11 protein-coding genes and 2 riboswitches are annotated in these 13026 nt (G+C 69.3%); of the genes, 3 read left to right on the top strand and 8 right to left on the bottom strand.

What is annotated here, in order from left to right:
- Positions 1-158: 158 nt before the first annotated feature.
- The 8 genes from GUY60_RS23970 to GUY60_RS23935 form a co-directional block, all read right to left on the bottom strand.
- On the bottom strand, positions 159-1379 hold the full coding sequence (locus GUY60_RS23970; RefSeq protein ID WP_161701199.1) for an ABC transporter ATP-binding protein: 1221 nt from the start codon (positions 1377-1379) through the stop codon (positions 159-161).
- A gap of 23 nt (positions 1380-1402) precedes the next feature.
- On the bottom strand, positions 1403-2503 hold the full coding sequence (locus tag GUY60_RS23965) for an ABC transporter ATP-binding protein (RefSeq protein WP_161701195.1): 1101 nt from the start codon (positions 2501-2503) through the stop codon (positions 1403-1405).
- On the bottom strand, positions 2500-3501 hold the full coding sequence (locus GUY60_RS23960) for an ABC transporter permease (RefSeq protein ID WP_161701193.1): 1002 nt from the start codon (positions 3499-3501) through the stop codon (positions 2500-2502). The genes GUY60_RS23965 and GUY60_RS23960 overlap by 4 nt, the downstream gene beginning before the upstream one ends.
- Positions 3502-3614: 113 nt before the next feature.
- Positions 3615-5378, bottom strand: coding sequence for an ABC transporter substrate-binding protein (locus GUY60_RS23955; RefSeq protein ID WP_161701191.1), 1764 nt, complete (start codon positions 5376-5378; stop codon positions 3615-3617).
- Between the two features lie 98 nt (positions 5379-5476).
- Positions 5477-6481: an ABC transporter permease gene (locus GUY60_RS23950; RefSeq protein WP_161701188.1), complete on the bottom strand. Its 1005-nt coding sequence runs from the start codon at positions 6479-6481 to the stop codon at positions 5477-5479.
- Between the two features lie 465 nt (positions 6482-6946).
- Positions 6947-7723, bottom strand: coding sequence for an enhanced serine sensitivity protein SseB C-terminal domain-containing protein (locus tag GUY60_RS23945; protein WP_161701186.1), 777 nt, complete (start codon positions 7721-7723; stop codon positions 6947-6949).
- Between the two features lie 243 nt (positions 7724-7966).
- Positions 7967-8764, bottom strand: coding sequence for an enhanced serine sensitivity protein SseB (locus tag GUY60_RS23940; protein WP_161701184.1), 798 nt, complete (start codon positions 8762-8764; stop codon positions 7967-7969).
- An 80-nt stretch (positions 8765-8844) separates the two neighbouring features.
- The gene (locus GUY60_RS23935; RefSeq protein ID WP_187370111.1) at positions 8845-9489 is read right to left on the bottom strand and encodes an AAA family ATPase; all 645 of its coding nucleotides are present in this window, start codon (positions 9487-9489) and stop codon (positions 8845-8847) included.
- Positions 9490-9802: 313 nt separating this feature from the next.
- Positions 9803-9921: riboswitch (glycine riboswitch) on the top strand.
- A riboswitch (glycine riboswitch) is annotated at positions 9922-10030 on the top strand. It begins immediately after the preceding riboswitch.
- A 34-nt stretch (positions 10031-10064) separates the two neighbouring features.
- Here GUY60_RS23935 and gcvT point away from each other — a divergent pair.
- From gcvT to glyA, 3 genes are all read left to right on the top strand, one after another.
- Positions 10065-11195 carry a glycine cleavage system aminomethyltransferase GcvT gene (gene gcvT, locus GUY60_RS23930; protein ID WP_161701182.1) on the top strand — a complete coding sequence of 377 codons (1131 nt, stop codon included), beginning with the start codon at positions 10065-10067 and terminating at the stop codon, positions 11193-11195.
- Between the two features lie 64 nt (positions 11196-11259).
- Entirely contained in the window at positions 11260-11640 is a 381-nt protein-coding gene (gene gcvH / locus GUY60_RS23925) for a glycine cleavage system protein GcvH (RefSeq protein ID WP_161701180.1), read from the top strand.
- 13 nt (positions 11641-11653) lie between these two features.
- The gene (gene glyA, locus GUY60_RS23920) at positions 11654-12919 is read left to right on the top strand and encodes a serine hydroxymethyltransferase (protein ID WP_161701178.1); all 1266 of its coding nucleotides are present in this window, start codon (positions 11654-11656) and stop codon (positions 12917-12919) included.
- Positions 12920-13026 lie beyond the last annotated feature (107 nt).

Genomic DNA, 13026 nt, shown 5'->3' with positions numbered 1-13026 from the left:
ACCCCCCTCCCCCAGCTACCGCTGGGAGGTGCCCCCACCTCAAACGCCGGAGGGGCTGTTTATCGCGCTCCGCGCTCGTCCTCAAACGCCGGACGGGCTGATTTTCCCAACCTCTCCGGAGGGGCTGACTTTTCAGCCCCTCCGGCGATTGAGGAGGGCTAGCCCTCCTCAACCTCACCCTTCGACGCCTCCGGAACTACCTCCTCCGGAACCTCCACCCCCGCCGCCTCCGCCGCCTCGACCGCGGCCGTGAGGAGGACCTTGTCCTGGGGGGCCTGGTCGTCCGCGTTCTCCGGGTGGTGGCAGGCGACCTGGTGGCCCGTGGCGAGGGTGAGCATCGGGGGTTCCAGGGTCTTGCAGACCTCCGTCGCCTTCCAGCAGCGGGTGTGGAAGCGGCAGCCGCTCGGCGGGGAGATCGGCGAGGGCACGTCGCCCTTCAGCAGAATGCGCTCGCTCTTGGCGCCGCGGCGCCGCGGGTCCGGCACCGGCACCGCGGAGAGCAGCGCCTTCGTGTACGGGTGCATCGGCGACTCGTACAGCGCCTTGCGGTCCGCCAGTTCGACGATCTTGCCGAGGTACATCACCGCGATGCGGTCCGAGACGTGCCGGATGACCGACAGGTCGTGGGCGATGATCACGTACGTCAGACCGAGCTCGTCCTGCAGGTCGTCGAGGAGGTTGACGACCTGGGCCTGGATGGAGACGTCCAGGGCGGAGACCGGCTCGTCGGCCACGACCAGCTTCGGCTTCAGGGCCAACGCCCGTGCGATACCGATGCGTTGGCGCTGGCCGCCGGAGAATTCGTGCGGGTAGCGGTTGTAGTGCTCGGGGTTGAGGCCGACCACTTCGAGGAGGCGCTGGACCTCCTTCTTGATGCCGCCCTCGGGCGTGACGCCCTGGAGCTTGAACGGCGCCGAGACGATCGCGCCCACGGTGTGCCGCGGGTTGAGCGACGAGTACGGGTCCTGGAAGATCATCTGGACGTCGCGGCGCATCGGGCGCATCCCGCGCACACCCAGGTGCGTGATGTCACGGCCCTCGAACTCGACCGTGCCCGCGGTGGGTTCGAGCAGGCGCGTGATCAGCCGGCCCATCGTGGACTTGCCGCAGCCGGACTCGCCCACGACGCCCAGGGTTTCGCCCGAGCGCACGTCGAAGTCGATGCCGTCGACGGCCTTGACCGAGCCGGTCTGCCGCTTCAGCACACCCTTGCGGATCGGGAAGTGCTTCTGCAGGCCGCTGACCTTGAGCAGGATCTCGCCCGGCGCGGGGTTCTCGGCCAGGACCGCCGAGCCGGACTCGGCGCTCTGCTCGGGAATGGTCACAGGAGTGTCCTGACCCTCGGGACGGCTCTCGCGGTCTTCGCTGTTCTCGCGCATCTCGCGGAGTTCATTGTCTTCACTCACAGCTTGGGCGCAATCTCTTCGGTCCAGATACGTTCCCGCTGCTCCCGCGAGAGGTGGCAGGCGCTCCAGTGGCCGCTGTCGGTCTCGGCCAGCTCGGGGCGCACCTCGCGGGTCACGTTGTCCTTGGGCACGTCCGCGTACGGGCAGCGCGGGTTGAAGGCGCAGCCGGACGGGACGTTGATCAGCGAGGGCGGGGAGCCCTTGACCGGGATCAGACGCTCGGTCTGCTCCTTGTCGATCCGCGGCATCGAACCCAACAGGCCCCAGGTGTACGGGTGTTGGGGCTCGTAGAACACCTTCTCCGCGGAGCCGCGCTCGACGCAGCGGCCGCCGTACATCACCAGGATGTTGTCGGCGAGCTCGGCGACGACGCCCAGGTCGTGGGTGATGACGATGACGGCGGAGCCGAACTCCTTCTGCAGGTCGCGGATCAGGTCCAGGATCTGCGCCTGCACCGTCACGTCGAGCGCGGTGGTCGGCTCGTCGGCGATGAGGAGTTCGGGGTTGTTCACGAGCGACATCGCGATCATGGCGCGCTGGCGCATACCGCCGGAGAACTCGTGCGGGTAGGCGTCCACGCGCTTGTCGGGCTGCGGGATGCCGACCCGGTCGAGCATCTCGATGGCCCGCTTGCGCGCGGTCTTCTTGTCGACGTCGTGGTGGACGCGGTACGCCTCCACGATCTGCTTGCCGATCGTGTAGTACGGGTGCAGAGCCGACAGCGGATCCTGGAAGATCATCGCCATGTCGCGGCCGCGCAGCCGGCGCACCTCGTCGGGGTCGCTGGAGAGCAACTCCTTGCCGTCCAGCCAGATCTCGCCGGAGATCTGCGCCTTGCGCTTGCCGTACTGACCGGCGGTGTGCAGGCCCATGATGCCGAGCGAGGTGACGGACTTGCCGGAGCCGGACTCGCCCACGATGCCGAGGGTCTGCCCCTTCTCCAGCTGGAAGCTGAGCCCGTCGACGGACTTCACGAGACCGTCGTCGGTCGGGAAGTGCACCTTCAGGTCGCGTACTTCGAGGAACGCGGAGGGTGCGGGCGAGTCGCTCGCGACCGGCTCGCCGACGGCTGCCCCGGTCTTCTTCAGGTCGCTCATCCGAGCCTCACTCGCGGGTCGATGACGGCGTACATCAGGTCTACGACGAGGTTGGCGATGGCGATGGCGAGCGCCGCGCAGAGCGTGACGCCGAGGATCATCGGCAGGTCCTTGCCGTCGATCGCCTTGACCGCCTCGTTGCCGAGTCCCGGGAGGTTGAAGGTGACTTCGGTGAGGATGGCGCCGCCCATGAGCACACCGAGGTCCAGGCCGAAGACCGTGAGGATCGGGGTCATCGTGGACCGCAGCGCGTGCCTGCGGATGACGACCGGTTCGGTGACGCCCTTGGCGCGGGCGGTGCGGATGTAGTCCTCGCCGAGCACTTCGAGCATGGTGGCGCGGGTGAGGCGGGCGTACATCGCGGCGTGCAGGAAGGCGAGCACGATCCACGGCAGGATCAGCGACTCCACCCAGGTGCCCAGGGAGTCCTGGGAGGTGAGGGTGTCGTCGATGTGGATCCAGCCGAGGCTGTGGACGAAGATGCCCATCATGATCATGCCGGTGAAGAAGATCGGCATGGAGACGCCGGAGAGCGCGGCGACCATCGCCGAACGGTCCCAGACCGTGCCGCGCTTGAGCGCGGAGATGACACCACTGGTGACACCGCCGACCAGCCACAGCACCGCGGCACCGCCCGCCATCGCACCGGTGACCGGAAGCGCGTCCTTGAGGGTGTCCCAGACGGGCGCTTCGGTGCGGAACGAGTACCCGAGGCAGGGCGCCGGGCAGTTGGTGACGTCGTCACCGTTGGCGAAGGTGCGGCCGAACGGGATGCCCCGTACGAAGTCCCAGAACTGGACGAAAAGCGGGTCGCTGAGGCCCAACTTCTCCCGGATGCCCTCCAGTTGCTCGGCGCCGGAGTTCTTGCCGGCGAAGAGCACGGCGAGGTCCTGGCCGGCCCACTTGGGCAGCATGTAGAAGATGACGAAGGTCGTCAGGAGGACGACCAGCACCATCACGAAGACGGCGCCCAGGCGCCGGATGAGATAAGCAAGCACTGTGCGCGGCCCGTCGGCGGCCGGATCTCCGGGTTACGGAGAACCGGCCGCCGACCGGGGCCATCACCTGCCCTTCGGACTGGCGGGGTTCGGCGGGAGGGAGGGGCTGACGACTACTTCTTGCCGAGCATGATGTAGTCGTAGCGGCCGCTGTAGGCGGCGGAGGAGTACACGTTGGTCACGTCGTTACCGCGCCAGGTGATGTTCTTCTCCTGCAGGAACGGCATCCACACGGCCTGGTCCATCACGCGGTGGTTCAGGTCGGTGTAGATCTTGGCGGCTTCTTCCGGCGAGCCCGCGGCGATGGCGTCGTCGAAGTACTTGTCGATCTTCTTGTCGGAGATCTGCGCCTCGTTGTAGTTGCCGTTCTCAGCGATGAAGCGGCTGTCGAACAGCGGCTGCGCGAAGCCCTGGCCGGACGGGAAGTCCGGGCCCCAGCCGCTCATCACGAGGCCGTAGCCGCGCTTCGCGGTGACCGAGGGCGAGCCGGTGATGCTGGACGACTCGGAGCCGACGATGGTGTCGACCTCCAGCTTGATGCCGACCTTGCCGAGGTCCTGCTGGAGCTGCGTCGCCGCTTCCTTCTCACCGGGGTTGTCGGTGCGCGCGGTGATCTTGGTGGAGAAGCCGTTCGGCTTGCCGCACTTCTTCAGCGAGTCCTTGGCCTTGGCGGCGTCGGGCTTGCCCTTGCGCTCGAGGACGCCGTACGGGTCGTAGTCGTCGGCGCCGGGGATGGCCTTGGGCAGCGCGTTGGTGGCGATGTCACCGGCCGCGAGCTTGCCACCGCGGGTCTTCTGCAGGGACGCGAAGTCGGTGCCGTAGAAGACGGCCTTGCGGCAGTCGACGTTGTCGAGCGGCTTCGTCTTCGTCACCAGGGCGACGTACCGGATGAAGTCCGTCTCCATGTTGTCGACGTTGGCCTTGTGGTCCTGAATGGCGGTGATACGGCCCGACTGGGTCATACCGGTGCCGTTCATGTCGATGTCGTACTCGCCGGCGACCAGCTTCTTGTCGTTCTCCTCCTTGTTGGCGGAGAACGTGACGGTGACCTTGTCGGGCAGCGCCGGGCGGACCGGGTCGGAGGACTTCTTCCACTTGGTGTTGCGCACCAGGGTGAGGCTCTTGCCGGGGCGGTACGACTCGAACTTGTACGGGCCGGACGAGAACGGCTCGTTGGCGTACTTGGCCTTCGAGTCCTTCTCCTGCTTCACCGGGGAGCCGGACGGCATCGCCAGCATGTTCTCGAAGTCGCTGTTGGCCTTCGGGAGCTTGAAGACGATCGTCTGGTCGTCCGGCGTCTCGATCGCCTTCAGGCCCAGCTTGTCCTTCGCCTTGTCCTTGTACGGGCCCTTGTACTCGCCCTTGGGGTCGAGGACCTGCTTCAGGTAAGCGGGACCACCGGTGATGACCTCGGTGGCCCAGATGCGCTCGATGCCGTACTTGATGTCCTTGGAGGTCAACTTGGAGCCGTCCTCCCAGGTGAGCCCGTCACGCAGCTGGTACGTGTAGGTCTTGCCGTCGTCGCTGATCTCGGCCTTGGCCTTGGCCAGGTCGGGGACCAGCTTGTTGGAGTCCTCGCCCGGCTTGGTGTCGTAGGTGACCAGGGTGCGCGTGTAGTAGCGCATGAAGTCCCAGGTCATGCCGTAGTAGGCGCGCTGCGGGTCGGCCGAGTCGATGGGCTGCTTCGCGATGAACTTGAGCGTGCCGCCCTTCTTGCTCGACTTGTTGGCGATCTTGCCGATGCCCGCGTTGTAGCCGGCGCCCTCGCCGTTCTCGTCGTCGCCACCGCCACCGCCACAGGCCGTGGTGGTCATCAGGGCCGCTACGACAAGAGCCGCACCGGCGGTGTACCTGCGTTTCGTGGAAGCTGTGGGCATTTTCTCGCATCCTCCGAGATTCTCGGTCCGGGCCATTGCCCAGGAACCTTTGGGAAGAGCCACCTGACGGTGCGGCAGGGGCAAGTCAGAGTGGGGGATTATCGGGTTCCCTTGGGGTCCAGGGCGTCACGCAGCCCGTCACCGAAGAGGTTGAACGCCAGGACGGTCAGGAAGATCGCCAGACCGGGGAAGACCATGAACATCGGATCGTGCTCGTACACGCTGAGCGCGTCCCGGAGCATGCCGCCCCAGGAAGCCGTCGGGGGGCGGACACCCGCGCCGAGGAAGCTCAGCGCGGCCTCGGTGAGGATGTTGGTCGGGATCATCAGCGTGGTGTAGACGGTGATCGGCGCGACCAGGTTGGGCAGCAGCTCCCGGAACAGGATGTGCCGCGCACCGCCGCCGAGGCTGCGGGCCGCCTCCACGTACTCCCGCTCACGCAGCGACAGCGTCTGGCCGCGCACGATACGCCCGATGTACGGCCAGCCGAAGAGGCCGATGACCAGGACCAGGGTCGCGATCCGCACCCCGCTGCCGGTCAGGCCGAGCAGGTCGTCGGGGAGCACCGAGACCAGCGCGATGATGAAGAGAAGCTGCGGGAACGAGAGCAGTACGTCCATCACGCGGCTGATCACCGCGTCCACCCAGCCGCCGAAGAACCCGGCCATGATGCCGAAGAGGGTGCCGAGCACCACCGCGACCGCCGCGGCGAGCACCGCGACCAGCATGGAGATGCGGGCGCCGTAGACGATGCGACTGAACACGTCGCGGCCCGTGTTGGGTTCGACGCCGAAGAGGAAGTCGCCGTTGATGCCGCCGAGCGCGCCCTTGGGCAGGTTGGTGAGGTCTTCCAGCTGGTCGAGGTTGCCCTCGTTCGGCGGGTGGCCGAGGAGGCCGACGATGACCGGGGCGAAAACGCTCACGACGACCAGAAGCACGACAACGATGCCACCGGCCAGGGCCACCTTGTCCTGCTTCAGCCGGTTCCAGGCGATCTGCTTGAGGGAACGCCCTTCGACCTTCTTGGCCGCGGGCTCGGCCGCGACCTCGACGGGCGCGGCTTCCGCCACGTCCGTGGGTGTGTCATGCATTGGCGCCGTCATCGTGGCAGGGACCCCTCTCAACCGGTGGTGACCGGCCCACACTTGCCGCTGTAGCGACTGGTTCGTATGCGTGGTGCGAGCGGCCCCCGACGACACGTCGGCCAGGTCGCGTTGCTCGCACACAGGCCCGAAAGGCCGTACATGCGGGGAGTCTTCAATGTGCCCGCGATCACCCGCCAGCCCTGCAGGGGAATGGATGCGCAACCGTGATGTGGCCAGCAGGCTTCCGTTATGCGAACGCCGTGATCGGCCTCGCGGGGGCGTAAATGGGGTCAACTGGGGTTAGAGGGATGCAAGTTGCGGGGTGGTCCCAAGAAGTGAGCGTCGACGTGCGTTCCGCCTCGGGGCTCCGCCCCGGACCCCGCTCCTCAAACGCCGGAGGGGCTGAAATTTGGCTAATGCATCAGCCAAATTTCAGCCCCTCCGGGGGCACCTCCCAGCGGTAGCTGGGGGAGTTTGAGGAGATCAGTACGCCCCGGCCTGCGGGTACCCGTACCCACCCGCCGGCGGAGCCACATGTGCCTCGCGGTCGTAGAACGGGCGGGAGTTGGCGCGCAGCCACATCGCGACCGGGTCGTACTCGTCGGACATCGCGACCGTCGACACCGGCAGGCCCTCCGGGACCGCCGCGATGGACTGCTGCATCATCGCCCGCACCGCCTCCACGGACGCGGTGTCCGTGCCGTACACGTCCAGGCCGATCGCCAGGTACGGGGCGCCGAACGCGGGCTGCACCCACGCGCGGCGCAGCGAGCGGACGACGGGGGTGCGGTGGGCGTTCTGGGTGAGCTGGGCGTAGAACTGCGGGATGTCCACGGCCGGTTCGGAGAGCCGCAGCGGACCGGCGGGGAGTTTGTCCAGGCCCGTGGCGATACGGCGGAGGTCGAGCCACGGGATGCCGACACCGCCGCCCGGCGCGTGCGGGTTCAGCCACAGGCCGTAGTGGTCGGGGTAGAGCGTGCGGGCCACGTCGGCTCCGGCGACGACCTCGTGCGCACGGTTCCAGCCGGAGGCGGCGAGCTCCTGCGCGGAGGTCACACAGGGCGCGTAGCCGAAGCCCTCCACGTCCATGTTCCCGTACTGCGCGTCCGGGGATCCGGCCTGGCCGTGCCAGAGGAGCATCCACACCTGGCCGTCGGCGAGCGCGCCGAGCAGCGCTTCGTAGGCGTCGTAACGCCCGGGTGTGACCTGGCGCAGCATGTGCTCGACCTGACCGGCCGCAGCCGTGCTCGACGCACTCACTTGTTGACCGCCCCTTCGCCCCGTACGCATTGGTCGTTCTCCCCCGACCCGGATACCCGAGCCGCAATGGGGACACCCGGGCAATGAAACCAGCTTATGCGGCGCTCTCCACAGCGGCGCTCCACAGCCAAAATCCGGCCGATCACCGGACGATCACCGGAATCCCGCTCTCCGGCAACGCGCCCCGTGCCCCGGCTCCCCGCGTCCCGCACCGGCGTCACGCGCCCCGCCCCCGGTGTCCGCTCAGCGCCCGTCCCCGAAGAACGGACGCACCTTCTCCCGCATCCAGTCGGCCACCGGGTCCTCGGTGACGTCGAGCAGGAGCAGGTTCACCGGCCAGGCGACCGGGGCCCGGCCGAGGGCGCGGCCGAGGGCGTCCATCGGCAGATTCCGGTCCGGACCCTCCCACCGCGACAGCTCGACGCCGACGAACAGGACCGGGCTCTCGCCCTCGATGCTGGCCAGGCAGCGGCGCGCGCTGCGCACCACGCCCGTCGCGGCGAACTCCTCGCCCGCCGCGGTCAGGAAGTCCATCGGGTCGTCCTGCCAGTCCGGCTGGAAGAGGCGTACGCGGCCGCCCGTCGTGGGACCGTCGAGCTCCGTGCGGCCGGTGCGGCACAACTCGGCGACGGCGGGCGGCGGCAGCGGCACCCCGACCGCGCCCTGCGGGTTCACCGCGATGCCGAGCAGCGGCGGCAGGCCGCGCGCGAACTCCACGGCGGGCGCCACGGTGAACGCCATGTGCTCACCGGCGACCAGGCGCAACTGCTGCTCGGAGCTGAACACCGGTACGTAGGCGGCGCCTTCGATGTCCATCGTCGGCAGGTCGAGGCCGCGACTGTCCGGGCTGCCGCCGCCCGGCAGCGGCACCCACACCCGGCTGCGGCCGAGCACCTGGAGGATCCGGCCGCCGGCCGAGGCCGGGCCCGGCTGCGCGTCCGCGCCGAGCGAGGCCGCGAGGACCTCCTCCAACTCGTTGGCGGGCCAGCCCTCGTACGGGTTCCCCTGAGACCCCTGTGCACCCTGCGCCGGAATGTCCATCTCGTACCTCTGCCGCCCCGCTCACCGACCTGTCTGACTTGCGCCACGACCCTAACGCGTGGATTCCGGGCCCCACGGCCTCAGTCGCCGAAGCCGAGCCCCCGCAGTCCGTCGGCGGCCGCGCGGTCGAGCAGCACCGCGGACGCGCAGCCCGCCGGGATGTGGCCCCGCTCGGCGTCCCGCACCAGGCGGCCGATGGCCCGGCGGTGGCGCGCGAAGGCGTACCGCGAGACGCCCCGGCCGCGCTCGTGCTGCCCGTCGAGCGCGGTCTGCGGGTCGACGTCGAGCAGCAGCAGGTGCAGCCCGCGCCCGCGCCGGTGCGCCTCGCGGGCGAGCCAGCGGCGCACCCAGGCCTGCGTACCGCAGTCGTGCACGACGACGCTCGCGCCGGAGCGCAGGGCGGAGCGCAGCCCGGCGTAGTGCGCGACGCGGACCACGGGGCGGTACACCGCGTACGGCAGGAAGCGGGGCATCCGGCGGTCCCAGCGGTCCCGGGTGTCCTGGGAGTCGAGGCGCGGCGCGCTCACCGCGCGCTCGATCAGGGTCGTCTTGCCGCTGCCGGGCAGGCCGGAGACCACGACGAGGTCGCCCTCGGCGAACCGCAGCCGCCGGGGGCTGCACCCGGACCGGTCCCGCAGATCGCGGACGACCGGCGCGGGCCCGAGTGCCTCCGCTGCCGCAGCGCCCGGCTGCTTGGGCACCGCGACACCACTCGTCGTGCTCATCGCCGGATACCCGCTGGCCTTCTGCACCGTGATCGTCCTCCCCGTTCGGTCACGCGACTCTTCCCCGCCCACTGTAAAGAGACGGTAATGCGGCACAAGCGGATTACCCCATTACTCACCGGTCGTCCCGTACACCGGACGGTTCCGGAGTTGACGCTTCCGGACCGGCGCGCGGTTCCACACCCGCCCGCGAACCCCTGCGGAAGCTCTGCGGAAGCCCTGCGGAAAGGGCTGCGGAAACGATCCACCGCCGCCCGTCCCGCACCCGGCGAGCTCGTGCAATGATGTGCGGGCCAACTCCATACCGGCCGCTTGAATCCGCGCGGGAGAGTCCCCGGTCAGTCGTCGTACGCCGCTTGTACGACACCTCGGGGCGCCGAAGGAGCAAGATCCTCCCTTGAATCTCTCAGGCCCAGTCACCGCGCGGGCGAGGCAGATCTGAAAAGCGAGCCGCTGTACGGCTCCACCCAAGGTGCAAGCCGGGCTCCCGGCGAACCTCTCAGGTTGTGAACCCCCGGGTTCCGATGACAGATGGGGAGGACGACCTCGCCCGTCATGCCCCGGGAGCCACACACATGAGCCCATCCCCGCAGCCGCGCCTCACCGCACTCGACGCGGTGCACCGTTCGCTCGGCGCGACCATGACCGACTTCGCCGGCTGGGACATGCCGCTGCGCTACGGAAGTGAGCGCGACGAGCACAACGCCGTCCGCACCGCCGCCGGTCTCTTCGACCTCTCCCACATGGGCGAGATCACCGTGCACGGCCCGCAGGCCGCCGACCTCCTCGACCACGCCCTGGTCGGCAACATCGGCTCGGTCAAGCCCGGCCGCGCCCGCTACACCATGATCTGCCGCGAGGACGGCGGCATCCTCGACGACCTGATCGTCTACCGCCTCGAAGCCGACACCTACATGGTCGTCGCCAACGCCTCCAACGCCCAGACCGTCCTGGACGCCCTCGTCGAGCGCGCCCCCGGCTTCGACGCCGAGGTCCGCGACGACCGCGACGCGTACGCGCTGCTCGCCGTGCAGGGCCCCAACTCCCCCGCCATCGTCAAGGCCCTCACCGAGGCCGACCTCGACGGACTGAAGTACTACGCGGGCCTGCCCGGCACCGTCGGCGGCGTCCCCGCCCTGATCGCGCGCACCGGGTACACCGGCGAGGACGGCTTCGAGCTGTTCGTCGCACCCGAGCACGCCGAGCAGCTGTGGAAGGCGATCACCGCGGCCGGCGCCGAACAGGGCCTGGTGCCCTGCGGCCTGTCCTGCCGCGACACCCTGCGCCTCGAGGCGGGCATGCCGCTGTACGGGCACGAGCTGAGCACCGGGCTCACCCCCTTCGACGCCGGTCTCGGCCGGGTCGTGAAGTTCGAGAAGACCAGCAACGAGGGCGCCTTCGTGGGCCGCGCCGCCCTGGAGGCCGCCGCCGAGCGCGCCGCGCAGAACCCGCCGCGCAAGCTCGTCGGCCTGATCGCCGAGGGCCGCCGGGTGCCCCGCGCCGGCATGTCCGTCGTGGCCGACGGCGCCGTCATCGGCGAGGTCACCTCCGGCGCCCCGTCCCCGACCCTGGGCAAGCCGATCGCGATGGCGTACGTCGACGCCGCGCACGCCGAGCCGGGCAGCAAGGGCGTCGGCGTGGACATCCGCGGCACCCACGAGCCCTACGAGGTCGTGGCGCTGCCCTTCTACCAGCGGCAGAAGTGACCCTCCACGTCCTCCGCTTCACCTCGTTCCCCAGCACTCCCCCGCGTACAGGAGAATTCAGGCCATGAGCAACAACCCCAACGAACTGCGCTACAGCAAGGAACACGAGTGGCTGTCGGCCGCCGCTGACGGTGTCTCCTCGATCGGCATCACCGAGCACGCCGCCAACGCGCTCGGCGACGTGGTCTTCGTGCAGCTGCCCGAGGTCGGCGACACCGTGACCGCCGGCGAGTCCTGCGGCGAGCTGGAGTCCACCAAGTCGGTCAGCGATCTGTACTCGCCGGTCACCGGTGAGGTCGTCGAGGCCAACGAGGACGTCGTGAACGACCCGTCCCTGGTCAACTCGGCCCCGTTCGCGGGTGGTTGGCTGTTCAAGGTCCGCGTCTCCGAGGAGCCGGAGGACCTGATGTCCGCCGCCGAGTACACCGAGTTCGCCGGAAGCTGAGGACGCCGTACCCATGTCTGTGCTGAACACCCCGCTGCACGAGCTCGACCCCGAGGTCGCCGCCGCCGTCGACGCCGAGCTGCACCGCCAGCAGTCCACCCTCGAGATGATCGCCTCGGAGAACTTCGCTCCGGTCGCCGTCATGGAGGCCCAGGGCACCGTCCTCACCAACAAGTACGCCGAGGGCTACCCCGGCCGCCGCTACTACGGCGGCTGTGAGCACGTCGACGTCACCGAGCAGATCGCGATCGACCGGATCAAGGACCTGTTCGGCGCCGAGTACGCCAACGTCCAGCCGCACTCCGGCGCCTCCGCCAACCAGGCCGCCCTCTTCGCCATCGCCAAGCCCGGCGACACGATCCTGGGTCTGGACCTGGCGCACGGCGGCCACCTCACCCACGGCATGCGCCTGAACTTCTCCGGCAAGCAGTTCAACGTGGTCGCGTACCACGTCGACGAGGCCGGTCTGGTCGACATGGCCGAGGTCGAGCGCCTCGCCAAGGAGAGCCGGCCCAAGGTGATCATCGCGGGCTGGTCCGCCTACCCGCGCCACCTGGACTTCGCCGAGTTCCGCCGGATCGCCGACGAGGTCGGCGCGTACCTGTGGGTCGACATGGCGCACTTCGCCGGCCTCGTCGCCGCCGGGCTGCACCCCAACCCCGTCCCGTACGCGGACGTGGTGACCTCCACCACGCACAAGACGCTCGGCGGCCCGCGCGGCGGCGTCATCCTGGCCCGCAGCAAGGAGTTCGCGAAGAAGCTGAACTCCGCGGTCTTCCCCGGCTTCCAGGGCGGCCCCCTCGAGCACGTGATCGCCGCCAAGGCCGTCTCCTTCAAGGTCGCCGCGTCCGACGACTTCAAGGAGCGCCAGGAGCGCACCCTGGACGGCGCCCGCATCCTGGCCGAGCGCCTGGTCCAGGACGACGCGAAGGCCGTCGGCGTCGACGTCCTCTCCGGCGGCACGGACGTGCACCTCGTCCTGGTCGACCTGCGCAACAGCGAGCTCGACGGCCAGCAGGCCGAGGACCGCCTCCACGAGGTCGGCATCACGGTCAACCGCAACGCCGTCCCGAACGACCCGCGCCCCCCGATGGTCACCTCGGGCCTGCGGATCGGCACCCCGGCGCTCGCCACCCGCGGCTTCGGCGCCGACGACTTCCACGAGGTCGCCGACATCATCGCCGAGGCCCTGAAGCCGGGCTTCGACGCGGGCTCCCTCAAGGCCCGCGTGACCGCCCTGGCCGACAAGCACCCGCTGTACCCCGGCCTGACGAAGTAGTCGCCGAAGTCACAACACGATTCAGGGGGCGTTTTCGTACGCTTTAGTTCGTACGTACGGAACACGGGGCACCCCGCACACTGGACAGTGCGCGAGGTGCCCCGCCC

It is taken from the genome of Streptomyces boluensis (genome assembly GCF_009908195.1).
Taxonomy (GTDB): Bacteria; Actinomycetota; Actinomycetes; order Streptomycetales; family Streptomycetaceae; genus Streptomyces; species Streptomyces boluensis.
The sequence above is the reverse complement of the archived record's forward strand: the minus strand, read 5'-3'. Positions and strand labels throughout refer to the sequence as shown.

What these genes read in the sequence shown, in the direction of transcription:
- gcvT (WP_161701182.1), top strand. Translation starts at nt 10,065, where the DNA reads ATGAGCCCATCCCCGCAGCCGCGCCTCACCGCACTCGACGCGGTGCAC.
- GUY60_RS23940 (WP_161701184.1), bottom strand. Translation starts at nt 8,764, where the DNA reads ATGGACATTCCGGCGCAGGGTGCACAGGGGTCTCAGGGGAACCCGTAC.
- GUY60_RS23935 (WP_187370111.1), bottom strand. Translation starts at nt 9,489, where the DNA reads ATGAGCACGACGAGTGGTGTCGCGGTGCCCAAGCAGCCGGGCGCTGCG.
- GUY60_RS23955 (WP_161701191.1), bottom strand. Translation starts at nt 5,378, where the DNA reads ATGCCCACAGCTTCCACGAAACGCAGGTACACCGCCGGTGCGGCTCTT.
- gcvH (WP_161701180.1), top strand. Translation starts at nt 11,260, where the DNA reads ATGAGCAACAACCCCAACGAACTGCGCTACAGCAAGGAACACGAGTGG.
- GUY60_RS23965 (WP_161701195.1), bottom strand. Translation starts at nt 2,503, where the DNA reads ATGAGCGACCTGAAGAAGACCGGGGCAGCCGTCGGCGAGCCGGTCGCG.
- GUY60_RS23970 (WP_161701199.1), bottom strand. Translation starts at nt 1,379, where the DNA reads ATGCGCGAGAACAGCGAAGACCGCGAGAGCCGTCCCGAGGGTCAGGAC.
- GUY60_RS23950 (WP_161701188.1), bottom strand. Translation starts at nt 6,481, where the DNA reads ATGACGGCGCCAATGCATGACACACCCACGGACGTGGCGGAAGCCGCG.
- glyA (WP_161701178.1), top strand. Translation starts at nt 11,654, where the DNA reads ATGTCTGTGCTGAACACCCCGCTGCACGAGCTCGACCCCGAGGTCGCC.